The 23,630-nt window shown below is 72.5% G+C and carries 19 protein-coding genes and 1 pseudogene; 13 read left to right on the top strand and 7 right to left on the bottom strand.

The window, feature by feature from the left end; translation table 11 throughout:
• Positions 1 to 85 precede the first annotated feature (85 nt).
• From ACRAKI_RS26680 to ACRAKI_RS26670, 3 genes are all read right to left on the bottom strand, one after another.
• Positions 86 to 295: a hypothetical protein gene (locus tag ACRAKI_RS26680; protein WP_447003254.1), complete on the bottom strand. Its 210-nt coding sequence runs from the start codon at positions 293 to 295 to the stop codon at positions 86 to 88.
• A complete protein-coding gene (locus tag ACRAKI_RS26675) occupies positions 292 to 3,198 on the bottom strand; it encodes a type 2 lanthipeptide synthetase LanM family protein (RefSeq protein ID WP_447003253.1) in 2,907 nt (968 codons plus the stop codon). The genes ACRAKI_RS26680 and ACRAKI_RS26675 overlap by 4 nt, the downstream gene beginning before the upstream one ends.
• 198 nt (positions 3,199 to 3,396) lie before the next feature.
• On the bottom strand, positions 3,397 to 3,954 hold the full coding sequence (locus tag ACRAKI_RS26670; RefSeq protein ID WP_447003252.1) for a hypothetical protein: 558 nt from the start codon (positions 3,952 to 3,954) through the stop codon (positions 3,397 to 3,399).
• An 81-nt stretch (positions 3,955 to 4,035) separates the two neighbouring features.
• Between ACRAKI_RS26670 and ACRAKI_RS26665 the strand changes: the two genes are divergently transcribed.
• The 3 genes and pseudogenes from ACRAKI_RS26665 to ACRAKI_RS26655 all read left to right on the top strand — a co-directional run bounded on the left by ACRAKI_RS26665 (position 4,036) and on the right by ACRAKI_RS26655 (position 5,008).
• On the top strand, positions 4,036 to 4,563 hold the full coding sequence (locus tag ACRAKI_RS26665) for an enoyl-CoA hydratase-related protein (RefSeq protein WP_447003251.1): 528 nt from the start codon (positions 4,036 to 4,038) through the stop codon (positions 4,561 to 4,563).
• Positions 4,560 to 4,655 (top strand): annotated as a pseudogene (locus ACRAKI_RS26660) (LacI family DNA-binding transcriptional regulator); the annotation flags it as partial. The gene ACRAKI_RS26665 and the pseudogene ACRAKI_RS26660, both read left to right, overlap by 4 nt.
• Positions 4,656 to 4,672: 17 nt before the next feature.
• Positions 4,673 to 5,008 carry a hypothetical protein gene (locus ACRAKI_RS26655; protein ID WP_447003250.1) on the top strand — a complete coding sequence of 112 codons (336 nt, stop codon included), beginning with the start codon at positions 4,673 to 4,675 and terminating at the stop codon, positions 5,006 to 5,008.
• Positions 5,009 to 5,294: 286 nt separating this feature from the next.
• On the opposite strand, the gene ACRAKI_RS26650 is transcribed toward ACRAKI_RS26655, so the two are convergent.
• Positions 5,295 to 5,708, bottom strand: a complete 414-nt coding sequence (locus ACRAKI_RS26650; protein WP_447003249.1) for a MarR family winged helix-turn-helix transcriptional regulator — start codon at positions 5,706 to 5,708, stop codon at positions 5,295 to 5,297.
• Between the two features lie 192 nt (positions 5,709 to 5,900).
• Between ACRAKI_RS26650 and ACRAKI_RS26645 the strand changes: the two genes are divergently transcribed.
• A complete protein-coding gene (locus tag ACRAKI_RS26645) occupies positions 5,901 to 6,962 on the top strand; it encodes an alkene reductase (RefSeq protein WP_447003248.1) in 1,062 nt (353 codons plus the stop codon).
• A 224-nt stretch (positions 6,963 to 7,186) separates the two neighbouring features.
• Here ACRAKI_RS26645 and ACRAKI_RS26640 read toward each other — a convergent pair whose 3' ends face one another.
• Together ACRAKI_RS26640 and ACRAKI_RS26635 are read right to left on the bottom strand one after the other, a co-directional pair.
• Positions 7,187 to 10,618: a TM0106 family RecB-like putative nuclease gene (locus ACRAKI_RS26640; RefSeq protein ID WP_447003247.1), complete on the bottom strand. Its 3,432-nt coding sequence runs from the start codon at positions 10,616 to 10,618 to the stop codon at positions 7,187 to 7,189.
• Between the two features lie 105 nt (positions 10,619 to 10,723).
• Positions 10,724 to 12,127 (bottom strand): SDR family NAD(P)-dependent oxidoreductase, encoded by a 1,404-nt coding sequence (locus ACRAKI_RS26635; protein ID WP_447003246.1) that lies wholly within the window; start codon positions 12,125 to 12,127, stop codon positions 10,724 to 10,726.
• A 76-nt stretch (positions 12,128 to 12,203) separates the two neighbouring features.
• On the opposite strand from ACRAKI_RS26635, the gene ACRAKI_RS26630 reads away from it, so the two are divergent.
• Both ACRAKI_RS26630 and ACRAKI_RS26625 read left to right on the top strand, forming a co-directional pair.
• On the top strand, positions 12,204 to 13,688 hold the full coding sequence (locus ACRAKI_RS26630; RefSeq protein ID WP_447003245.1) for a hypothetical protein: 1,485 nt from the start codon (positions 12,204 to 12,206) through the stop codon (positions 13,686 to 13,688).
• A complete protein-coding gene (locus ACRAKI_RS26625) occupies positions 13,685 to 14,128 on the top strand; it encodes a hypothetical protein (RefSeq protein WP_447003244.1) in 444 nt (147 codons plus the stop codon). The genes ACRAKI_RS26630 and ACRAKI_RS26625 overlap by 4 nt, the downstream gene beginning before the upstream one ends.
• Positions 14,129 to 14,255: 127 nt before the next feature.
• Here the strand turns inward: ACRAKI_RS26625 and ACRAKI_RS26620 are convergent, their stop codons facing one another.
• Positions 14,256 to 15,212 (bottom strand): LysR family transcriptional regulator, encoded by a 957-nt coding sequence (locus tag ACRAKI_RS26620; RefSeq protein ID WP_447008520.1) that lies wholly within the window; start codon positions 15,210 to 15,212, stop codon positions 14,256 to 14,258.
• A 210-nt stretch (positions 15,213 to 15,422) separates the two neighbouring features.
• Here ACRAKI_RS26620 and ACRAKI_RS26615 point away from each other — a divergent pair, with 210 nt between their 5' ends.
• The 7 genes from ACRAKI_RS26615 (at position 15,423) to ACRAKI_RS26585 (ending at position 23,601) form a co-directional block, all read left to right on the top strand.
• Positions 15,423 to 16,220, top strand: a complete 798-nt coding sequence (locus ACRAKI_RS26615; RefSeq protein WP_447003243.1) for a 2-amino-3,7-dideoxy-D-threo-hept-6-ulosonate synthase — start codon at positions 15,423 to 15,425, stop codon at positions 16,218 to 16,220.
• An 88-nt stretch (positions 16,221 to 16,308) separates the two neighbouring features.
• A complete protein-coding gene (locus tag ACRAKI_RS26610) occupies positions 16,309 to 17,382 on the top strand; it encodes a 3-dehydroquinate synthase II family protein (RefSeq protein ID WP_447003242.1) in 1,074 nt (357 codons plus the stop codon).
• 5 nt (positions 17,383 to 17,387) lie between these two features.
• Positions 17,388 to 18,755 (top strand): class I adenylate-forming enzyme family protein, encoded by a 1,368-nt coding sequence (locus tag ACRAKI_RS26605; protein WP_447003241.1) that lies wholly within the window; start codon positions 17,388 to 17,390, stop codon positions 18,753 to 18,755.
• A 24-nt stretch (positions 18,756 to 18,779) separates the two neighbouring features.
• A complete protein-coding gene (gene idi, locus ACRAKI_RS26600; protein WP_447003240.1) occupies positions 18,780 to 19,358 on the top strand; it encodes an isopentenyl-diphosphate Delta-isomerase in 579 nt (192 codons plus the stop codon).
• Between the two features lie 238 nt (positions 19,359 to 19,596).
• Entirely contained in the window at positions 19,597 to 20,859 is a 1,263-nt protein-coding gene (locus ACRAKI_RS26595; RefSeq protein ID WP_447003239.1) for a DUF1996 domain-containing protein, read from the top strand.
• The gene (locus ACRAKI_RS26590; RefSeq protein WP_447003238.1) at positions 20,856 to 22,559 is read left to right on the top strand and encodes a discoidin domain-containing protein; all 1,704 of its coding nucleotides are present in this window, start codon (positions 20,856 to 20,858) and stop codon (positions 22,557 to 22,559) included. The genes ACRAKI_RS26595 and ACRAKI_RS26590 overlap by 4 nt, the downstream gene beginning before the upstream one ends.
• Before the next feature lie 55 nt (positions 22,560 to 22,614).
• Positions 22,615 to 23,601, top strand: coding sequence for a LacI family DNA-binding transcriptional regulator (locus ACRAKI_RS26585; protein ID WP_447003237.1), 987 nt, complete (start codon positions 22,615 to 22,617; stop codon positions 23,599 to 23,601).
• Positions 23,602 to 23,630: the final 29 nt, after the last annotated feature.

Genomic DNA, 23,630 nt, shown 5'->3' with positions numbered 1-23,630 from the left:
GTCAAGCCGAACCACGGCATGCCAAACTGCCCGCACCCCCAGTGTGGGCGGGCAGTCCGGCGGTGCGACGGCGTCGCGCCTTCGGCTAGCCGATGTAGGGCGCGCTCACCGTGAGGCCACTGTTGGCGCCCGCGGCGACCACCACGTACGCGCCGACGGCCAGGGTCAGACCGGACAGCGCACGCGCGCGGGCGCCGGTCTTCGTCTTGCGGTTCAGCGCCATCTCCCCGGCGGGGTGGTCGCCGTCCTGGTCTTCGTGCCAGGTGGTGACCGCGTCGTGGTTGGCGTTGCTCATCGGGCGTTCTCCTCGCGAGGGTAGGTGTCGTGCCGGGATCCGAGCAGGAGCGCTGAAGGCACCTGCTCGGGAAAACCGAGGCGGAGCAGGCCGTAGCCGATCCCCGAGAGGCCGGTGAGCAGACCGGCCGACGGCACGCCGTCCGGGGTGCCGCAGCGCGCCCCGTACTGGTCGAGCGCGCCGAGGACGAGTCCGGCACGCCGGTTCTGCATGGCCGCCGCCAGGCCGTGCCCGCGTTCCGCGAGGACGGTCAGGGCTTCGACCACGCCGAGCTCACCGTGGCACAGGCTCAGGTCTCGCAGTGGCTCGTGCACCGCCAAGGCGTTCAGGCACCGGTCGAGGTGCAGGGTATACGCGTCGACCGGCTGGCCGTGGTGCGCTGTGTGCGCGAGCACCGCGCCGGCCAGGCCCGAGCACCAGCTGTGGTCCGCTTCGGTCACGTCGAGCAGCCGTTGCCGCAGCGCGTGGTCGGCGCGCAGGTTCGCGCGACCGGCCACCCCGTACCGGTCGCCGCCGACCTTCGCGTAGCGCAGCAGCGCCCAGCCGACGCCCGCCCGGCCGCGCGCGAAACCGTCGCCGCCGGGACTCGCGGCGAGCAGTCGGTCGGCGTAGGCGCGGGCCAGCTTCCCGGCCGCCGGCAGGCCGCTTTCCGCCCGCACCGCCAGCATCGCGGCCAGGCCGCCGGCCCACCCCTCGACCAGGTTGGCCGGGTCCTCGCCGGTCGCCTCCACCGCCGCGGCGATGTCCACCGCGGCGCGCAGCCAGCCGCCGATCTCGGCGTCGTCCAGCAGGTGCGCCAGCCGGGCCAACGCGTAGCAGATGCCGCCCAGTCCGTGGAACGCGCCGCTGCCCACGGCGACCGCCAGCTCGGTGTCCTCGGCGAACGCCGCGAGCAGGCCGGGGATCGGCGCGAGCGCGTCCCGCGCGTACTCGGTGTAGCGGGAGGCGCCGGTGAGCTTGCCCAGCTGTGCCAGGAACAGCGCGACGCCGGTGTAGCCGTTGGACAGTCCCGCGCCCATCGCGGCGACCGCCCAGTGCCGGTCGTCCACCAGCTCCAGCCCGACCCAGTTGATCCGGCCGTCGGCGGCGGTGGCGTGCGCCAGGACCTCGTCCGCGACACCGCACGCCGCCACCAGGAGCCGTTGCGGATCGGGCACGACGGCTTCCAGCGGCGCGGCCACGCCCAGGCCGGTGCGGTGGTCCACCGGACGCGGCCGGCTCGCCAGCCCGGCGCTGATCAGCCACTGCTGGTCGTGCTTGTCCACCTCGCCCAGGGCGGCGACCTTGGCGGTGACCGCGTCCATGCCCGACACCGGCAGCAGGTCGGGGAGCCGGTCGCCGGTCGACGTCCACACGTCGCGGCTGCCGGGCCGGGTGGTGAACACCGGCACGTCGCCCGCCCACAGGTCGCTTATCTCGTGCGGCACGAGCGCGTGCAGCACGGCCTCGTCCGCCGAGTCGTCCCACAGCAGGTCGAGCACGTCCTGCCGGGCCGCCGCGCCGCGCAACGCGTCCGGGTGCGTCGACTCGTCCAGCAACGTCGCGTACAGCTGGGTCATCCGTGCCACGAACCGCACCGGCAGGTCCGCGAAGCCGGCCAGGAGGCCGTCCGGGCCGAGCAGGTCGGCGCGGTGGTCGCACAGCGCGTCGTAGCCGATCCGGAACCCTGCCAGCAGCGCGCCCTGGTAGTCGGCGGGCTCGGCCTCGACGCCGTCCACCACCGGGCGGTTGTGCGCCGGCGGCATCGGCGCGGGCCGGCGCACCAGCCGCATCCGGTCGGTGCCGGGGTGCAGCCACGCCACGCCGTCGGCCGCCGACCGGTCGCCGTGGTCGCCGCCCATGCCGCCGATGTCGAGCGCGCCGTGCACGCCCAGCAGCACCTGCGGCAACACGGCGGTCCGGTGCACGGACCGGGCCAGCGCCCGCACCGCCGGGTCCGCCGGGATGCCGACCGCGGGGTGGAACAGCGTCTCCACGTCCACCAGCACCGGCTCGTCGCCCGCCGCGATCAGGTTCTCGTAGTGCATGTCGGCGCCGTCCACCGCGTACAGCAGCGCGATCAGCGCGCCCAGCCGGTGGTAGAACCGGCCGACCGCGGTGACGTCCTCGCACGGCGCGTGCCGGATGAACTCCAGCCACCCGTGACCCGGCCGGACGACCGCGCGTGGCACCCTCAGCCCGAGGCCGGTGTGGCCGTCGAACCAGGTCAGCAAGTCCGCGAACGTCCGGTGCAGCGCCACCGGGCGCGGCTTGTAGACGACCTGGCGGCCGTCCTCGAACGTCAGCACCGCCACCGAGCGGCCCCGCGCGTGCCGGTCGCCCCGACCGGTCTCCACGTCGGCGAGCGGACCGGGGTCGCGGCCGTCGAGCAGGGTCCGCACGATCTCCGGCCGGTCCTGCTCGAACCGGTCCAGCAGCTCGCGGTGCGCCTCGACCGCGTGCAGGCACGCCTGGCCGAGCAGCCGGGCCAGCACCGGGTAGCGGGCGAACAGCGCGGGCAGGTCGACGTGCCGGACGAAGTCGGCGAACCGCTCGCCCGGCGTGTCGCCGGTCAGCCGCTCGCCGACCCGTTCGAGGTTCAGCTCCAGCACGAGCGTGCGCGCCGCGATCCGGGCCAGGCGCCGGCCGAGCGTGCGGCCGAACCCGTCGTCCAGCCGGGGGTCCTCGGCCATCGCCGCCCGCACCAACGGCCGCAACGCGGACGCGAAGGCCGCCATCGCGCCGTCGACGCCGTCACCTGGCTCGCCCCCGGCGAAGTCTGCACGGGCCGCGGTCGCGGTGGCGCGTTCCACGAACGCGGCCCATGAGGGCCGTCCACGGGGGACGACCAGCTTCCGGGTGTCCTCGCGCACACCGCTGCGCCACCACGTGGCGGGCGGCCGGTCTACGGCGGACGGGAACACGTCGCTCAACGTGTCACGCGCACGCCGTGGCGCACATGGGGGCGCTGCCCCCAGATTTGCCGGCGAGCCACACCCGGGACCGCACATGTGCGGAAACCTCTCCGCCGCAGGTCACCAGCACCCTGCCGGGCGGTGAACGGACGCTGCCCATGTGGTGAACCCCGCCGCCGGCCGGTCGGCGCCCCCGGGGCAGTACAGCTAGTCGGCGCAGTTCTCGGCCTGGTCGGCCGCGTCCTTGAACTCGTCGGGCAACGAGACCGCGCCCATCTTCTCGACCGACTCGTTCATCACCGCGACGGCCTCGGTCATGTCCTGGATGACGGTGGCGAACACGTCGGTGGTCAGCTCCGCCGCGGCGTCCATGGTCGACTTGGCCGAGACGAACTTGTCCCGCGCCCTGGTCAGCGGCTCTTCGACCACCTCGATCGCGGTGTCGGCGGCGGCTGCGGGCGCGGGTGTCAGCTCGTCCAGGTCGTGCAGGACGACGTCGAGCACGCCTATCACGCGGCCGAGCGAGTCGCTGAGGGCCTTCTTCATCGCCGCCGGGTCGGTGGCGTGCTCGCCAGGGTCGAACTGCACCCCGCCCGACGCGATCATGTACTGCGCCACGCCGCAGAAGTTGTTCATCCAGCGCACGACCTCGGGCTGCGCCCCGGCCACCGACGACGTCGGCCCGGGTGTCGCCGTGCCCGCGACCGGCGTCGCGCACCCCGTCAGGCCGACCAACGCCACCGCCGCCACCATCCACCGCTTCACAGGGGATTTGTACCCGGCTGTCACCCGGTAGATGGGCGGAACATGACAACCGGGGGAATCGTCGGTCACCATGGCGGTCTCATGGCCGTTTCACTGGAACTCACCCGCGGGATCGCGGTCATCCGGATCGACGAGTCGTCGGACACCCTCCTGCCGGACGTCCGCGCGCTGCTGCCCGAGGTGGTCGACGCCCGCGCCGTCGTGCTCCTCATGGAGGGCGGTGTGTGCGGGGACGACATCAAACGCCTGGTCCGGACGTCGTCGGCGGAGCGCGAGGCGGTGTCGGCCGCGTTGCGGGGGGTGCGGGACGAGTTGGCGAACCTGCCGGTGCCGGTGGTCGCGGCGATCGGCGGCAGCGCGACCGGCGAGATGGCGGAGCTGGCGATGGCGTGCGACCTGCGGGTGCTGGCGTCGGACGGCGGTCTCAGCCGGATGACCGGCGATCGGGTGCTGGTGGCACGCCGGGTGACGTCCGCCGAGGCGCTGCGCACCGGCTTGGTCGACCGGGTGGTGCCGTCGGCCGCGGTGTTGAGGACAGCGGTCGAACTCGCAAACGAGTGCAAGTCCGCGCAAGCCGTGCGTAAATCCTGTCGCATAGTTGCACCATGACGCAACGGCGGTTGGCCGAAGTGGCCGCGAAGGTCGGCGTGAGCGAGGCGACGGTCAGCCGGGTGCTGAACGGCAAGCCCGGGGTGTCCGACGCGACCCGGTCGGCCTGGTGCTGCCGGAGCTGCAGAACCCGATCTTCCCGGCGTTCGCCGACGTGGTCGGCAACGCCCTCGCGCAGCGCGGTTTCACGCCGGTGCTGTGCACCCGCACGGCGGGCGGCGTGACCGAGGCGGACTACCTGGAGCTGCTGTTCGAGCAGCACGTGTCCGGCGTGGTGTTCGCGGGCGGCCAGTACGCGCAGGCGGACGCGTCGCACGAGCACTACCGGCAGATGACGCGGCGCAAGCTGCCCGCGGTGCTGGTGAACGCCGCCATGGACGACCTCGGGTTCCCCACGGGTGTCGTGCGACGACGCGGTGGCGGCGCGCTTCCAGGCGCTCACTGAATTGCGACATTTCGTCACCATCTTGCGAAGACGTGGGGCGAGGACGGGTCGGGCCGTCGTGGCTGCCACGACCCGAGCACTGGAGTCCCCGTCGGTGGCCGCGCAGACCGGCGACCCGGACTCGATGCTGGCGCACTACCGGACCGTGCTCGCCCACCGGCGTTCGGAGGCGGCGCTGGCCCCTCGTGGACGGGGCCGTGCCGACCGACTCCGCCGCCTGGATCAGGCTCTGGGATCCAGCTCCAGGGGGTCCGGCTCTGGGAGACCGGGTGTGGGAAACCGGGCTTCAGGAGCCGTCCGAGCAGGCCCGGTGGGCTCGGCTCGCCAGGTTCGACTCCAGCAGGCCGAGCACCCTCAGGGTCTCGGCCTGCTGGTCGTCGTCCAGGTCGCCGACCGTGGCCTCCTCCAGCTCGCGCCACATGCGTTCGACTTCCCGGCGCAGGGCCTGGCTGGCGGCGGTCGGCTCGATGAGGGCGGCGCGCCCGTCGGTCGGGTCGGGGGAGCGGCGCACGAAACCCGCGCGTTCGAGGCGCTGCACCGTCCGCGTCATGGTGGGGGAGTCCGACCCCAGCACGCCGCACAGGTCCGACTGCCGCTGCGGACCGCTCTCCCAGAGGTGCATCATCACCAGTTCCTGGCCTGGGTGCAGTCCTGCCTGCCTGAGCAGCTGTGCGGCGAGCAGGCGGTGCAACCGGGCCACGCGGACGATGGCATGGCTGATCCGACTGTCGCCCGTGACCTGTGAAGGCTGCTCTGACGTGGAGTTTTGTCCGGTCGGTGCCATGGCACGATTCTAGTCCCCCCAGATCGTGAGCGCCGTCACAGCAAGAGATCGGAATGCGGCGCGGGTGAATTGCTGTTCGGACAGGTAAACAGCAATCTGGAGGAAGCCATGAGCACCGCGTTCCAACCGTTGGACCTGGCCGGCACGAAGCTGGCCAACCGGATCGTGATGGCGCCGATGACCCGCAGCCGCGCGTACGACACGGTGCCGACGCCGGTGATGGCCGAGTACTACGCCCAGCGCGCCAGTGCGGGGTTGATCATCACCGAGGGCATCCAGCCGTCCGTCGTGGGCCAGGGGTACCCGTACACGCCGGGGCTGCACAGCGCGGAGCAGGTCGAGGGCTGGCGTGGCGTCACGGACGCGGTGCACGCGGCGGGCGGGCGGATCTTCGCGCAGATCATGCACGTCGGCCGGATCGGCCACCCGGACCTGCTGCCCGGCGACCTGCGTCCCGTGGGCGTGTCCCCGGTGCGTGCCGCGGGCAAGGTGTTCACCGGCACCGGGATGGAGGACTTCGTCACGCCGGTCGTGCTGACGCCGGCCGAGATCGAGGCGACCATCGCCGACTTCGCCACCGCCGCGCGCAACGCGATCGAGGCCGGGTTCGACGGGGTGGAGCTGCACGGGGCCAACGGCTACCTGCTGCACCAGTTCCTCGCCGACAACACGAACCTGCGCGCCGACGAGTGGGGCGGCTCGATCGAGAACCGCATCCGGTTCGTGGTGGAGGTGGTCCGGGCGACGGCCGAGGCGATCGGCGCGCACCGCGTCGGCCTGCGGATCTCACCGGCCGGCCAGTTCAACGACATGGCCGAGGAGACGCACGAGGAGCTGTACCCGGCCCTGGTCGACGCCATCGACCCGGTGGGCCTGGCGTACCTGCACATCGGCGAGCAGAGCGAGCGGGCGTTGACGCTGGAACTGCGCAAGCGGTTCTCCGGCGTCCTGATCCTCAACCCGTTCACGCCGGACGGGTCCACCGGTCCGGAGCACCTGGCCCTGCTGGACGACGGCACCGCCGACGCCCTGAGCTTCGGCGCGCTGTTCCTGGCCAACCCGGACCTGCCCGCCCGCCTGGCGAACGGCGGCCCGTTCAACACGCCGGACCCGTCCACCTTCTACGGCGGCAGCGAGCAGGGCTACATCGACTACCCCGCCCTCCCCTGAGGTCGGGTGAGTTCGACGTTCGGAACGCGTGTGCGGGCCCCCGGGTTGCGTTGACCCCGGTGGCCCGCTGCGTCGAGAGGGGCGGGAACGGGCAGGAATCGGGCGGGTTCGGGCACAGGAGCGCCCGATCCCGCGTGGTCGGTCAGGACAGCGGGCGAAACTCGGGCATCGTTCACCCGGCTGTGGTGCGGGGTTTGGCGGCTACTCCCCGCAGGGGCCGCGGCTCACCGGACGGTCTCCCACGGTTCGGCGTCGGCCATCAGGCCGATCATCCCCGAGACCAGCCGCAGCTGGTCGACGCCGCGGATGTCCGCCTCCACCAGCCTCGGCGAGCACACCAGCACGGCCACGGCCTGCGCGCGGGACAGCGCCACGTTCAACCGGTTGCGGGACAGCAGGAAGTCCAGTCCGCGCGGGAGGTCGACGGCCGCCGACGACGTCATCGTGGTGATCACCACGGGCGCCTCCTGGCCCTGGAACCGGTCCACGGTCCCGACCCGCACGTGCTCGAAACCGTGCTTCTCCAGCTCGCGCTTCACCAGCCGCACCTGGAGGTTGTACGGCGCCACCACCAGGACGTCCGAGTCGTCCAACGCGCGCGCGTCCGGACCGTCCGTCCACAGGCGACCCATCAGCGACCGCACCAGGTCCACCACCGCCGCGGCCTCCTCGGCCGACGACGTGGTGTTGTGCGAATGGGCCACCGAGTGCACGTACAGCCCGGACTTCACCCCGGCGATCCCGCGTGCGGCGGCGCTGGGGTGCGCGTGCAGCAAACCGGCGTACGACAGGTTCGACACCGGCGTGCACACCGCCGGGTGCAAGCGCCGCGTCTGGTCCAGGAAGTAGCCCAGCTCGGGCGGGATGACGTCCGCGTCGCCGATCAGGTGCCCCAACGCCGACGCCTCCGCACCGGCCGGGTGGGTGCCCTGCACGACCTGCGGCAGCTGCTGCGGGTCGCCGAGCAGCACCAGGTTCCGCGCGCACGTCGACACGGCCAGCGCGTCGGCCAGCGCGAACTGCCCGGCCTCGTCCACGATCAGCACGTCGAACGGCTGCTCGCGCAACGCCGTGTTGGAGAACGTCCACGCCGTGCCGCCGACCAGGTGCCCGCCGCCCTGGTCGTTGCGCCACCGCACCAACGCCGGGTTGTCCCGCGGCTGCTCCCACTGGCAGTCCTTGGCGGGCGTGCCCTTCGCGCGCTTCGCCGTCGGGATCGCCACGCCCAGCTCGCGCCCGGCCGCCAACGCCGCGCTGAGCACGTTCTCCACCGCCTTGTGGCTGTTGGACGTCACGCCGACGCTCCGCCCGCCGCGGATCAGGTGCGCGATCAGCCGTCCCGCCAGGTACGTCTTGCCCGCGCCCGGCGGCCCCTGCACGGCGAGCGTGGAGCCGTCCAACGCGTCCACCGCCGCGATCACGTCCGCGATCAGGTCCGCGCCGCGCGGCAACGAGCCGGCCCTCAGGCGCGGTGGCGTGCGGCGGATCAGGTCGATGCCGGGGTGCGGGGGCAGCGCCGGCAGCCCGTCCACGACGGACCGGGCCAGCTCGTAGACCGCTTCGTCCTTCGGCTTCGGCTGGACCGGGCTGCCGGGGAGCACCGCGATGGGCTGTCCACCGTGGACGTCGTCCGGCGCGACGCTCTCCTGCACCACCATGTCCTCGGCCGACTCGGCGAGCACCTCCGCGTCCCGCGTCACGTTCGGCGTGCCGGGGTAGAGCAGCCGGACCTTGTCGCCGGTCGCGAACGGGTGCGGCCGGTCGGGGTCGCACCACACCTGCACCTTGCGCTTCGCCTTGCGGACCCGGCCGGAGGGCTGCACCCAGTCCTCCGCCCGCACCGACACCGGCACCGCGCACGCGCTGTCCGACTCCAACTCCGACAGCGGCGCCGCCACCTGCCGGAAGAAGTCCCACCACGCCGGGTTCGTCTCCCGCCGGTGGTAGCCGACGGCGGCGGCCAGCAGCGCCCGCGCCCGCTCGTCGTCGGTCGCCTCGGCCGGGTTGTCCGGCAGGCCCTCCAGCAGCGGGTCGACCACGGCGGCCAGGCGTTCGGCCCGTTCGGCGCGGCGCTGGGCGGCGATCTCGTCCTCGATCTCCTCGCTGAACGACGGCTCGGCCACGTGCGGCTCGATGCCCGCCTCCGCGCGCACTTCGAGCAGGAACCGGTACAGCCGGAGCGTGGACACGCAGTCGTACGCGTTGTAGTCGGCGATGCCGGTCAGCACGGCCTCGGCGCGGGACGGGTCGACGTTCCGCAGGGCCAGGAACTCCTCGTACGCCTCGATGCTGGAGACGGCGTTCGTCACGTCGCCGGCGCGGGCGTCCGGCATGTAGAGCGGTTCCAGGTACTTGATCGAGTACGACCGCTGGGACACGCGCAGCGCCTTGCGCACCACGGCGTACAGGTCCACCAGCGCGTTGGAGCGCAGCAGGTGGTCGACGGCGTCCTCACGCGTGCCGTGCAGCGCGGCCAGCTTCTTGAGCGCGTTCACCTCGTACGGCGCGTAGTGGTAGATGTGCGCGTCCGGGTGGGCGTCGAGGGTCTGCGTGGCGAAGTCGACGAACCGCTCGAACGCCGCCTTCTCCTGCGGACGGGTGTGCGCCCAGAACGGGGTGAACCCCTCCTCGGCGTCGACCACGCCGAACAGGTACTCCAGCCCTTCGACATGGAGGGCGAACGGGTCGCCCTCCATGTCGAAGAACAGGTCGCCGGGGCTGGGCACGGGCAGCGTGGCCAGCGCCTCCGGTCCGACCACCTCGTAGGCGACCTTGCCGATCGGGTCGTCGTCGGTGCGCGAGTCGTCCTGGATGACCTGGAGCGCGGCCTGGGCGCGCAGCCCGGTGAACGTGGTGGCGGACATCGTGGCGGGGCGGTCGGCGCGGGTGGCGTTGGCCAGGGCGTCGATCGTGCCGAGGCCGGCGGCGGCGAGCTTGCGCCGCTGGTCGGTGCGGATGCCGGCGACCAGGGAGAGGTCGCGGTCGCGTTCCCGGCCGGTCGCGCAATGGCGGCTGAACCGGCAGGTGGCGCAGGCGGGGCGTTCGTCGTCCCAGAGCCGTTCCGGCAGGGACGCGGGTGCGGCGAGGCGGGCCTTGACCCGGGCCTGGAGGTCGCGGACCAGCGGGAGGAAGTCGGCGACCCGGAACGTCTTGGTGGTGCCGTCACCCAGCCGGAGGTGCATGGAGGGGCCGGCGTGGTGCTGGAGCGCGTTGGCGTAGGCGGTGAGCTGGACGATGGCGGAGGGGGTGGCGTGCCGGGCGAGCTTGGCGTCGTGCGGCTCGTAGCCCTGGTCGGCGGCGACCAGGAAGTCGGCGCGGCCCTGGAAGCCGTCGGCGTAGAAGACGGCCTGGTAGATCACCGGCGCACCGGCCGTGATCGCGTGCGCGGTCTGCCGCGCGGCTTGGGCGAGCGCTTCGTGCGTCGGGGCGGGCTGCGGGATCTCGACCACGTCGTGCTCGGCCCGGAACCGCGCCAGGACGGCCTGCTCGTGCGCCATGCCGTGCTTGGTGGCCATGTGGTTCGTCCGGTCGTCCGGCACCGGCGCGCCGGGCAGCCCCACGGCCAGCGCCAGCGCGAGCCTGCTGCGGTGCTCGCACTCCAGCAGGTCGACCAGGTCCGCCGGGGAGTGCACCAGATGGCCGTCGGCGGTGAGCATGGCGGGCAGTATCGCGGTCCGCCCCCCGGTTTCCCCGGATCACCACCGGCGAGTCGCCCGACTACCTGCTCCGGCGCCGGTGGGCGGTTCGCCTCGGCGCACCGCTCACCAAGCCGCCGGCGCGTAGTCCTTCAGGAAGCAGCCGTGCAGATCCTCGCCGAGTTCCCCGCGCACGATCGGGTCGTACACCCGGGCCGCGCCGTCGACCAGGTCCAGCGGCGCGTGGAAACCCTCGGCGGCCAGCCGCATCTTGGTCGGGTGCGGCCGTTCGTCGGTGATCCAGCCGGTGTCGACGGCGGTCATCAGGATGCCGTCGGTGGTCAGCATCTCCTCGGCGCTGGTGCGGGTCAGCATGTTCAGCGCGGCCTTGGCCATGTTCGTGTGCGGGTGGCCGGGACCCTTGTAGGCGCGGCTGAACTGGCCTTCCATCGCCGACACGTTCACCACGTACTTGCGGCGCGCGGGCGAAGCGGCCATCGCCGGGCGCAGCCGGGAGATCAGGATGAACGGCGCGGTGCTGTTGCACAGCTGCACTTCCAGCAGCTCCACCGGGTCGACCTCGTTGACGCGCTGCACCCAGCTGTTGACCGGCGCCTCGTCCGGCACCAGCCCGCCCGCGTCGATCTCCTTGGACCCGGCGGTGAGCGCGAGCGCCGTGACGGCGGGGATCGTGTCGGCCAGCGTGCCCGCCAGCGCCACCGGGTGCGCGGACATGGTGTGCCCGAACGTCACCAGCTCCGGCAGCCGACCCCGGGGCAGGTGCCCCAGGTTCAACGGCTCGGACTCGGCGGCCACGAGCGGGGCGTACGAGTCGGACGACCGGCGCACGGTCTGCGCGGCGTTGTTGATCAGGATGTCCAGCGGACCGGCGGCGGCGACCTCGTCGGCCAGCTGCACCACCTGGGCCGGGTCGCGCAGGTCGATGCCGACCACGCGGAGCCGGTGCAGCCAGTCGGCGCTGTCGGGCATGGACGCGAACCTGCGCACCGCGTCACGCGGGAACCTGGTGGTGATGGTGGTGTGCGCGCCGTCGCGCAGCAGCCGCAGCGCGATGTACATGCCGATCTTGGCCCGGCCGCCGGTGAGCAGGGCCCGCTTGCCGGTCAGGTCCGCGCCCTGGTCGCGCTTGTCCCGGTTCAAGGTCGCGCACTCGGGGCACAGCTGGTGGTAGAACGCGTCGACCTCGGTGTACCGCCTCTTGCACGTGTAGCAGGACCGGGCGCGCAGCAACGTGCCCGCCTTCGCGCCGGGGTCCGGCTCGCGCAGCAGCACGCCGCGGGTCTCGTCGTCGATGCGGGACGGCGAGCCGGTGGCGGTCGCCTCGATGACGGCGCGGTCGTTGGCCGTGACGGTGGCGCGGCGGTCGGCCTTGCGGCGCTTGCGGAGGTTCTTCCAGATACCTGAGGTGGCCCGGCGGACGGCTACCGCGTCGGGGTGCTCGGTGTCGAGTTCGTCCACTTGGGCGAGCACCCTCAGGGCGATTTCCAGTTCGGCGGGGTCAATCGGCACGACCAGCACTCTACCCGTGGTGAAATCGGCGTCCGGACGGGTGAAATTCGCGTGAGCCCCGGCTAGGGTGCCCGGCATGCCTACAGCGGGTACCGGCCCGAGGGTGCGCCGACTGGCCCATCCGGACGCCGACATCAGGGCACGTGCGCTCGGTCTGCCCCGCGGTCGTCCGGTCCTCGCCGTGTTCGGCTCGGCCGACGCCTTGGACACCGAACTGGCCGCCACCGTCCTCCCCGTGCTGCGTGCGGTGCTCGCCGCCGCCGCGCGGGAGGACGCGGTCGTGATCACGGGGGGCGCCGACGTCGGCGTCACGCACCTGCTCGGCCTGGCCGCCGAGTCGTTGGACGGCCGGTGGCCGCGGATCGTCGGCGTGGCACCGTCCGGCCGCGTCGCGGCGGAGGAAGCCGAGCCCGCAGAGGGTGAGGTGCGGCTCAACGTGAACCACGACACGGCGGTGCTCGTGCCCGGTTCGCGTTGGGGCGAGGAGACGCCCGCGCTGTTCCGCACGGTGGACGCCGTCGCCGGGTGGAAGCGGCCCGCGCTCGCGCTGCTGATCGGCGGCGACGACCTGGCACGGGCGGCGTTGGTCGACCACCTGGGCCGCGACCGGCCGCTCCTCGTGCTCGCGGGCACGGGGGCGCTGGCCGACGAGATCGCGGGCGGCAGGCTCGACGAACCGGGCGAATCCGGCGGAGCCGCCGCGGCGAACGCCCCTGAAGCGAACGCCGCCACCGCGGCGAACCGCGCTGACCCCGCCGCCGCCATCACCGCCACCCTCGACCCGGACGCCGTGGGTGCTCCCGCCCCCGACGCCCCCGGTCCCGACACCCCCGGTCCCGACACCCCCGGTCCCGACGCCGCCGCCACAACGGCACTGCCCACCGCCGGTGCGGCTGGACCGGGCGCTGGTGGGACGGCTGCCGGCGCGCGGAACGACGACCTGGCGGTGCTGGTGCGCAGTGGTCAGGTGGCCGTGGTCCACCTGGACGAGGGCGCCGACAAGGTGGTCGCGGTGCTGCGGCGGGTGTTGGGCAACCGGCCCGGCGCCAAGCTGCACGCCGACGTGCCGCCGCCCGCCGTGTGGCCACGCCTGCGGTTCCGGGCGCCCGATCCGCGCCCGGTGATCGACCCCGGCTACGTGCTGGACTACCCGCTCCTCGCCGACGCGATCCACGAGGCCAACCAGGCGATCGCCCCCGCGCTGCACGAGTGCGAGGTCGCCGCGCTCAAGTCGAAGGAACGCGCCCGGCTCCTCGTGGTGCTCGCCATCGCCGCCGGGTTCGGCACCACCGTCTCCGCCGCCCTCCAGGTCTGGCTGCGGGACGTGCCGTGGCCCGGTGTGCTGCTCGCCGTGTCCGGTGCGGCAGCCGCGGTGCTCACGGTCATGGCCCGCGGCGGCGAGGATCCCGACGCCCGCGTCCGCGCCCAACAGCTGCGCGCCCTCTACTTCGACCACCTCGCCGCACCACCCGCCGCCGACGACGCGGAGCGCGAAGAGCGTTCCCGCGAGCTGGCGACGGCCGTGGCGCGGCTCCGCCACGAACCGGTGAGCCGCACATGACCCCCGCCGGCACGACTCCTGCTGGGCAGACGCTCCTCGACGACCACCGCGAGCAGTTCCTCCGCGCCTACCTGCGGCACCGGGTGGGCGAACGGCTCGCCGGGTTCGAGCAGGCCCAGGTCCGCTACACGTCGGCCCGCCGCTGGACGACGGCCGTCACCGTGCTGCTGTTCACCGCCGCGGCGGCGTTGGGCGCGGTGGCCGTGGCGGACGACGGGCGGCGCGCGCTGTGGGCGTTCCTGGCCACGGTCGCGGCGGTGCTGGCGACGGCGGCCACCACCTACGAGGCGGCGTTCTCGTTCCGCGCCCTGTCCCGGCGCTCGGCGGACGGGGTGGCGTTGCTGCACCTGCTCCAGGCGCACGGCGCACCGGAGGGCGAGGACGGGGTCAACGCGTTCCGCACCGAGGTCGAGAGCGTGCTCCGCCACTCGGACCAGTGATCCGGTAATCCGAAGGCTACCGACAGTAGCCGGAGCGGAGGGGCCGCGGGTCCACGGCGGTGACCGCGAGACCTCGGTCGGACGACACCCGCGTGGTCCGCGGTCAGCCGGGAACGAGCGGCCGGGTTCAGCTGGCTGCCACGGCCAGTCCGGTGGCGGCCAGCTTCGCGGTCCGCGGCGCGTGACCCCAGATCCGCTCCTGGTACGCGCCCAGCATCGCCGCGTGGATGTCGTCGATGTACTCGGCCGCCGCGCAGTCCCGGTGCCACACCAGGGTGACGCGCCGGTGCACGGGATTGCCCACGATCGGTTTCAGCAGCACGCCCGGTAAGTCGTGCCCGGTCGGGAAGAAACACGCCACGGTGTGCGCGGAGCGCACGAGTTCCGCGGCTGTCGCCGGGTCGATCCCGAAATGCGTGCAACGCGGCGTGAATCCGGCTGCCTCGCAGGCCAGGTGCAGGTTAAGACGGCCGCCGCCGTAGCTCTCGTCCGGCACCGCCCATTCTTCGTCGGCCAGTTCGGACAACCGGATCTCACTGCGGCCGGACAACCGGTGCCCGGCCGCTATTCCGACGGACATCGGTTCCGTCACGACGGTCCGGTAGTCGACTTCTTCGGGTATCCGCAGCGGGCTCTGCGGGAATTCAGTGGCCAACGCCACGTCCAACTTCGCGGCGCGCACCAGTTCCAGCACCGCGTCGCTGTTGCGTTCGATGTGGGTGGTCTGCGGGTGCGTCGGCAGCAACGAGCGCACCACCCCCACCAGCAGCGCGGTCAGCGACCCGGCCACCCCGCCCAGCCGGATGCCCGTCGCGTCGTGCTCGGCGGCCAGCTTGCGTGCGGTGACGAGCAGGTCGTCGAAGCGTTCCACCAGGTCACGTGATCGCAACACCACGTGGCGGCCCAGCTCGGTCAGCTCCACGCCGTCCGTGCGGCGCAGGAACAACGGAGCACCGAAGCCGCGTTCGATGCGGCGCAGCTGGGCGGTCAGCCCGGCCTGCGCGATCTTCAGCGAGGAGGCGGCCCGACTGATGCTGCCCGCTTCCGCCACCGCCAACACGACGTGAAGGTGCCTGAGCTCCATGTTCACTGCGGCAGCCTAGGGCAAGGCGGACAAATCAAACACCGACCGGGGGAGTGGGCGGGGTTGACGGAGAGTCGTGAACGTCCGGTGCCGTTGCTCCAACAGGTGCATAACTGAGGAATTATCGCCACCTCACACCTCCCGCCGCGCTCACTCGTTCGACCACCCTGCTGGAGGCTATCGCCGAATCCGTGGGGAGGTGTGAGCGACATGAGGAAAGCGTTGCGGCTGCGACGCCTTTCCCGTCCGCGCGACGACAGGTACCTCTTCGTCCCGCTCGACCACAGCGTTTCCGATGGTCCAGTGGTGTCGCGCGACAGGTGGCACGACCTCATCGACTCCGTGGTCGTCGGCGGCGCCGATGCCATCATCGTCCACAAAGGACGGGTCCGGATGATCGACCCGGACGTGCTGGCCGGCTGCGCGCTGGTCGTCCACCTGAGCGCGGGCACCGCGCACGCCGCCGACACCAACGCCAAGGTGCTGGTCGGCGAGGTGGACGAGGCGCTGAGGCTGGGCGCCGACGCGGTGAGCGTGCACGTCAACATCGGCTCGGACACCGAGGAGCGGCAGCTGGTCGACTTCGGGGTGGTGGCCAAGGCGTGCGACGAGTGGAACGTGCCGCTGATCGCCATGGCCTACCCGCGGGGACCGCGCATCGCCGACCCCAACGACCCGGTGCTGCTCGCCCACGTGGTGAACATCGCGGTCGACCTCGGCGCCGACATCGTCAAGACCAACCTCGCCCTGCCCGCCGAGCGGATGGCCGACGTCATCGCCAGCTGCCCGATCCCCGTGCTGGTCGCGGGCGGTCCGGCGGACGCCGGCAGCGTGGTCGACCACGCCCGCACCGCGATGGCGGTCGGCTGCTCGGGCCTCGCCGTCGGCCGCCGCGTGTTCACCTCGCCCGCGCCGATGTCACTGGTCGCGGAGCTCGCGACGATCGTCCACGACGACACCGAGGCGGACCTGGTCCGCGCCATGACGGGCGTCGTGGCCTCGTCATGACCCCGTCACCCGCGGCCACCGCCGGCCACCGGACCGGCGGTGCGACGGCCGCGGGCGCCGTTCGGGCTTTTCACTCATTGGAGAACCGTTGAAGTTCGCCTGGATCGACCTCCGAACCGTCCCCGAAGCGCACCGCGAAGCCGTGGTCGACGCGGCCGTGCACGCCCGCCTCGCCGGCGTCGTCTCCGACGACCCGGCGCTGCTGGACACGTTGCCGCCGACGATCACCCGGGTGCTCGTCGCCGACGCGGCGGTCGACAGCCCGCACCTGGTCACCGTCGTGGTGGACGACCAGGACCGGCTGGACCGGCTCACCGCCGACGCGGCGTTCGTGCAGGTGCGGGACGACCGCACGCTCAAGCTGGCGTGCGAGGCGGCGGTGCGGCTGGGGCACACCGTCGTGGAGTTCACCGACCCGACGAAGATCCCGCTGGAGATCGTCATCGCCGCCGCCGACGGCGCGACGGGCAAGCTGATCTGCGTGGTGGCCGACCTCGAAGAGGCCGGGATCGTGCTGGACGTGCTGGAGCACGGGTCGGACGGCGTGCTGATGGCGCCGCGCGACGCGACCGACGTGTTCAAGCTGGCCCGGCTGCTGGAGGCGACCACCCCGCCGCTGGAGCTGACCACGCTCGTCGTCGAGGGCATCACCCACAACGGCCTGGGCGACCGGGTCTGCGTGGACACCGCCTCGCACTTCCGGGAGGACGAGGGCATCCTCGTCGGCTCCTACTCCTCCGGCTTCATCCTGTGCTGCAGCGAGACGCACCCGCTGCCGTACATGCCGACCCGCCCGTTCCGGGTCAACGCGGGCGCCCTGCACTCGTACGTGCTCGGCCCGGACAACCGCACCAACTACCTCTCCGAGCTGCGCTCGGGCGGCACCGTGCTCGCCGTCGACTCCGAGGGCCGCACCCGCAAGCTCACCGTCGGCCGGGCCAAGCTCGAGTCCCGCCCGATCCTCACCATCACCGCGCACTCGCCCGAGGGCGTCGAGGTGAGCCTCACCGTGCAGGACGACTGGCACGTGCGGGTGCTCGGTCCGGGCGGGAAGGTCCGCAACGTCACCGAGCTCCAGCGGGGTGACGAGCTGCTCGGCTACATCGCGACCGAGCAGCGGCACGTGGGCATCCCCATCGGCGAGTTCTGCAAGGAGACCTGAGCCGGATGCGCGAGTTCGTCACCGACCTGTTGCGCCGTCACGGCGACGACGTGCCGGTGTTCACCCACGAGCACACCGTGACCCACGGAGCGCTGCGTGAAGCGGTCGCCGCCGAGGCGAGCGTCTTCGCCGCCTCCGGGGTGGGGGAGGGCAGCGTCGTCGCGCTGCACATGCCCCCGAGCTTCACCCAGCTGGAGGTGGTGCCCGCGCTGTGGAGCCTCGGCGCCAGGGTGATCTCGATCGACCACCGCCTCAAGCCCGCCGAGGTCGACGTGCTGCGCGCGTTGACCCGCCCGCAGTTCATCGTGCGCGTCTCCGGCGGACCCGGCGGCGTCTTCCGGGAACGCTACGAACTGGTGACCGAGCGGCGGCCCGAGGGCGTGCCCGCCGCGACCCGGCACCGGCTGGTCCAGTTCACCTCCGGCTCGACCGGGCGGTCCAAGGTGGTCGGCCGCAGCACCGAGTCGATCATCCGCGAGGTGCTGCGGTTCGGCGCGGCGGAAGGCATGCCGAAGCGCGGCGAGAAGCAGCTGCTGCTCAACTCCACCGCGCACAGCTTCGGCCTGATGGGCGGGCTGCTGCACGCGCTGGCCACCGGCGTGCACCTGGTGTTCGCCGCGCGGCACGCCGCCGACGACATCCTGCGGACCGCAGCGCGGCACGAGGTCGACTTCATCACCGGCCTGCCGTTCCACTTCGACCTGCTGGCGTCCGAGGCCGAGCGGTCCCCTTCCGCCCGTTCCGCGCTGCGCACGGCGCGCGGCGCGTTCGCGGGCGGCGAGCTGATGCGGCCCGACATCGCCGACCGGTTCGCCTCCGGCTACGGCTTCATGGTCGGCGAGTGCTTCGGCACCACCGAGACCGGCGCGCTGACCATGGACGTGACCGGCGCGAGCCGGCCGTCGGTGGGCAAGCCGCTGTCCGACACCACGATCCGGGTGCGGGACGGGCTGGTCGAGGTGGCGCTGGACCAGTCGCCGTACCTGAGCGAGGACGACTCCGGCCGTTACCTGGACGGGTGGTTCCGAACAGGTGATCGCGGCGAGTTCGACGGGCGCGGGAACCTGCGGCTGCTGGGTCGGTCGGACTCCCTCGTGGTGATCCAGGGGCACAAGGTGGACCTGACCCAGGTGGAGCAGGCGTTGCGCTCCCACCCGCTGGTCACCGAGGCCATCGCGGTGCACGACGAGGTGATCGAGGCCTACGTGGCGACCCAGTCGGACACGCTGACGTCGCACGAGGTCGAGTCGTGGTGCGCCGAGCTGTTGGCCGACTACAAGCTGCCGCAGCGGACCCACGTGCTGCGGGCGCTGCCGCGGACGCCGAGCGGCAAGCTGGTGCGCAACCCGAGGGTGCTCGCCGACGCGCGGTGATCGTCCGTGTGGCAGGGTGGGCGTGTGGAACAAGTCGTGCTCCTGGACGAGTCCGGGGTCGGGATCGGCGTAGCCGACAAGGCCTCCGTTCACCACTCGTCCACCCCGCTGCACCTGGCCTTCTCGTCGTACCTGTTCGACTCGGCGGGTCGACTGCTGTTGACCAGGCGCGCCCTGCACAAGAAGACGTGGCCGGGCGTGTGGACCAACTCGTGCTGCGGCCACCCCGCGCCCGACGAGCCGATGGAGTCGGCGGTGACGCGGCGGCTGGTCGACGAGCTGGGCCTGGAGGACGTCGCGCTCGACCTCGTGCTGCCCGCGTTCCGCTACCGGGCGGTGATGGAGAACGGGGTCATCGAGAACGAGATGTGCCCCGTGTTCCGGGGTCTCGTCACCGGTGACCCGACGCCCAACCCGGACGAGGTTGACTCGTTCGAGTGGGCGCCGTGGGCGGAGTTCGCGCCCGCCGTGCTGGCCGGCGCCCGCCCGATCTCGCCGTGGTGCGCCCTCCAGGTCGCGGAGCTGTGGGAACTCGGCCCCGACCCGTCGGCCTGGCCGGTGGCCCCGGTCTCGGCCCTCCCCGCCGCCGCCCGCCTCTCCTGACGACCCCTCCCGAGCGTTGAACTCACGCGTTCCCGACGTAGGACTCACGCCCACCACCGCGTGAGTCCCGCGTTCGGAACGCGTCAGTTCAACGCTCAGGTGAGAGAGCGCTCTCTGGAACGGTGTTCCGGGATGACCGGAACTCGCGGCTTTCCTTGACTGATCAGCGGGACGGTCCTACGTTCCGCTGTGAGAGCGCTCTCCCGTTCACGCCTGCACCGTCCACGAAAGGGGAGCCGTGATCCCCACCATTCGCCGATGTCGTCGACTGGTCACCGCGTTAGCCGTAACGGCCCTGACCGCGTCGGCACTGACCTTCGTCACCTCGCCCGCCTCCGCGGCGCCGGAACTGCTGTCCCAGGGCAAACCGGTGTCCGCCTCCTCCACCGAGAACGGCGGCACGCCCGCCTCCGCGGCCGTCGACGGCAACGCCGGCACCCGCTGGTCCAGCGCCGCCGCCGACCCGCAGTGGATCAGCGTCGACCTCGGCTCGTCCACCGCGATCACGCGGGTGGCCCTGAACTGGGAAACGGCCTACGCCCGGTCGTTCCAGCTCCAGACCTCTCCCGACGGCAACGCCTGGACCACGGTCGCCACCGCGTCCGGCGTCCCCGGCGCGCAGGAGCTGACCGTCTCGGCCACCACCCGCTTCGTCCGCGTCCACACGACCGCCCGCGCCACGCAGTACGGCGTGTCGCTGTGGGAGTTCCAGGTGTTCGGCGTCCGGAACACCAGCGGCCCGATCGTGCGGGTCGCCGAGTTCCTGGCCGACTGCCCGTACAGCCACCGCCTGCCGGACGACCCGATCGTCGCGCCGAACCTGCCCGGCGCGTCGCACATGCACAGCTTCTTCGGCAACCGGACCACCAACGCCCGGTCGACCGTCGAGTCGCTGCTCGCGGGCACCAGCAACTGCAACCCCGGCACCGACCTGTCCTCCTACTGGGTCCCGACCCTGTACGCGGACAACCAGCCCGTGGAGCCCACCGGCACCACGTTCTACTACCTGGGCGAGGGCGTCCGCGACGACGTCATCGCCCGCATCCAGCCGTTCCCGCTGGGCCTGCGGATCGTCGCGGGCAACGCGAAGGCGACCCAGCCCGACGCCGGCACGATCTCGCGCTGGTCCTGCCTGCACGCCGGCCACGTCGGCGCGTCCAAGGACTTCGTGAACTGCCCGGCGGGCACCATGCTGGAGTCCTACCTGGACTTCCCGCAGTGCTGGAACGGCCGCGACCTCGACTCGGCGGACCACAAGAGCCACATGGCGTACCCGGTGAACGCGGACTGCCCGTCGACCCACCCGGTGCCGGTGCCGAAGCTCCGCCAGGTGCTGCGCTACCCGGTGAACGGCGATCCGGCGCGGTTCCGGCTGGCGTCCGGCGCGGGCTTCACCATGCACGGCGACTTCTTCAACGCGTGGCCGGTGGACGAACTCGCCCGCCGGGTGCGCGACTGCATCAACCCGATCATCAAGTGCGGCGCGGACGGTCGGCCATGAGAAGACGCAGCGCGATCACCGCGTTCACCCTGCTCACCGCGCTGGTCGTGCCGGTGGCCGCGGTCCAGGCGGCGGACTGCGGCACGGCCAACGCGGCGCTGAACGCACCGGTCACCGCGTCGTCGGTGGAGACCGGCAGCCCGTTCGCGGCCGCCTCGGCCGTGGACGGCAACGCCGGCACCCGCTGGTCCAGCGCGTTCAGCGACCCGCAGTGGCTGCGGGTGGACCTCGGCGCGAGCCGGGACGTCTGCGGTGCCACGCTGCAGTGGGAGGCCGCCTACGCGACGGCGTTCCAGATCCAGGTGTCCCCGGACGGCGCCGCGTGGACCACGGTCCACCAGACCACCACCGGCACGGGCGGCACGCAGAACGTCACCTTCACCGGCACGGGTCGCTACATCCGCCTCTACGCCACCGCCCGCGCCACGCAGTACGGCGTGTCGCTGTGGGAGTTCGCCGTCCGCACGGGCACGAACACCACGCCGACCGAAGGCCTGCTGTCCTACAACAAGCCCGCGTTCGCGTCGTCGTTCCAGGACGACGGCCACTGCTCCGGGTGCACGCCCGCCAAGGCGCTGGACTTCAACCCGGCGACCCGGTGGGCCACCAGCCCCACCACGGGCTGGGTCGACCCCGGCTGGATCTACGTCGACCTGGGCGCGTCCGCCCGGATCAGCAAGGTCGTCGTGCAGTGGGACCCGGCGCACGCCACCGCGTTCCAGATCCAGACCTCCGACAACGCCTCCGCGTGGACCACGATCCACTCGGTCACGAACGGCACGGGGTTCAAGCAGACCTTCGCCGTGAACGGCACCGGCAGGTACGTGCGGGTGAACCTCACCGCGCGCAGCGGCTCGTACGGGTACTCGCTGTGGGAGTTCCAGGTCTACGGCACCGGCGGCAGCCCCACGCCGCCACCGCCGCAGGCGCCGGACCCGGGCAACCCGCTGCGGCTGGTGTGGAGCGACGAGTTCAACGCGCCCGCCGGCACCCGGCCGGACGCGACCAAGTGGCGCCCGGAGATCGGCACCGGCCAGAACGCGGAGCTCCAGTACTACACCGACAACCGCAACGCGTTCACCGACGGCGCCGGGAACATGGTGCTGGAGGCCAGGCGGGAGGTCACGCCCGGTTCGGCGTGCCCGGTCGACCCGGTCAGCGGCAGCGGCACGTGCCAGTACACGTCGGCCCGGCTCATCACCGAGGGCAAGGCGTCGTGGACGTACGGCCGGATCGAGGCGAACATCAAGGTGTCCGGCACCAAGGGCCTGTGGCCCGCGTTCTGGATGCTCGGCGACGACATCTTCAAGGGCACCGCGTGGCCCGCGAGCGGTGAGATCGACATCATGGAGCACCTGGGCCGTGAGCCGAACACCGCGTACCAGACGATCCACGGCCCGGCGTACTTCGGCGCGGGCGGGATCGGGCAGGTGCGGGACATCGGCCAGGACTACGGCAACGCCTTCCACCTGTTCCGGGTCGACTGGAACAGCAAGGGCATGGTGTTCAGCATCGACGGCGTGACTGTCATCACCATCGACAAGGCGACGGTCGAGGCGACGCGGGGTCCGTGGGTGTTCGACAAACCGTTCTTCATCCTGCTCAACAACGCGGTGGGAGGCGAGTGGCCCGGTCCGCCGGACGCCACCACGGTCTTCCCGCAGCGCATGTTGGTGGACTACGTGCGCGTCTACCAGTGAGGAGGTGCGTGCGGCCTCGTCTCGGCGGGGCCGCACGCCCGGTATAAAGGCTCACGTGGACCGCAGACCCGTCACGCTGGAAGAGGTCGCGCGGATCGCGGGGGTTTCCCGGGCCACGGTGTCCCGGGTCGTCAACGGGGTCGCCACGGTGGATCGGGAGCTGCGCCAGGTCGTGGAGAAGGCCATCTCCAAGACCGGTTACACCCCCAACCGCGCGGCACGCTCGCTCGTCACCCGTCGGGCGGGCGCGATCGGGCTCGTGCTGCCCGACGAGGGCCGCACCCTGCACGACCCGTACTTCGGCCGGGTGGTCGGCGGCGTGCTGCCGGTGATCCGGCCGCTGGGCGTGCAGCTGGTCCTGACCACGAGCGACCACCGCGAGGTGGTGGACGACATCCGGCAGCACCGGCTGGACGGCGTGATCCTCATCCACACGCACGGCGCGGACCCGTTGCCGCGCCAGTTGATCGAGGCGAACCTCCCGGTGGTGCTGGCGGCCCGCCCGGTCCGCCCGATGGCGATCACCTACGTCGACGTGGACCAGGCCGCCGGTGCGGGCCTCGCGGCCGACCACTTGGTGGAGCGCGGGTGCCGACGCCTGGCGACCATCACCGGCCCGCTGGAGACACCGCCGGGCCAGGACCGCCTCCGGGGCTTCCAGGCGGCGGTGGCCCGGCACGGCCTGCCCGCGCCCGTCGTGATCGAGGGCGACTTCTCCCGCCACGGCGGCGCCACCGCGGCACACTGCCTCAAGGACCTGGACGTCGACGGCCTGTTCGTGGCCTCGGACCTGATGGCGACCGGCGCGCTGCCCGTGCTGCGGCACGCCGGCCGGCGCGTGCCCGAGGACATCAAGGTCGTCGGCTTCGACGACAGCAGTCCGGCCGTGGAGTGCGACCCGCCGTTGACCACGGTCCGCCAACCCGTCGAGGACATGGCCGCCGAGATGGCCCGACTGCTGGTGCAACGCGTCGAGCGCCCGGACCGCCCGGTCAGCTCCGTGGTGTTCGCGCCGACCCTCGTCATCCGCCAGTCGAGCTGACCGGACCCCCTCCGCAACGGACCCGCGGC

The organism is Saccharothrix isguenensis (assembly GCF_052936305.1).
The sequence above is the reverse complement of the archived record's forward strand: the minus strand, read 5'-3'. Positions and strand labels throughout refer to the sequence as shown.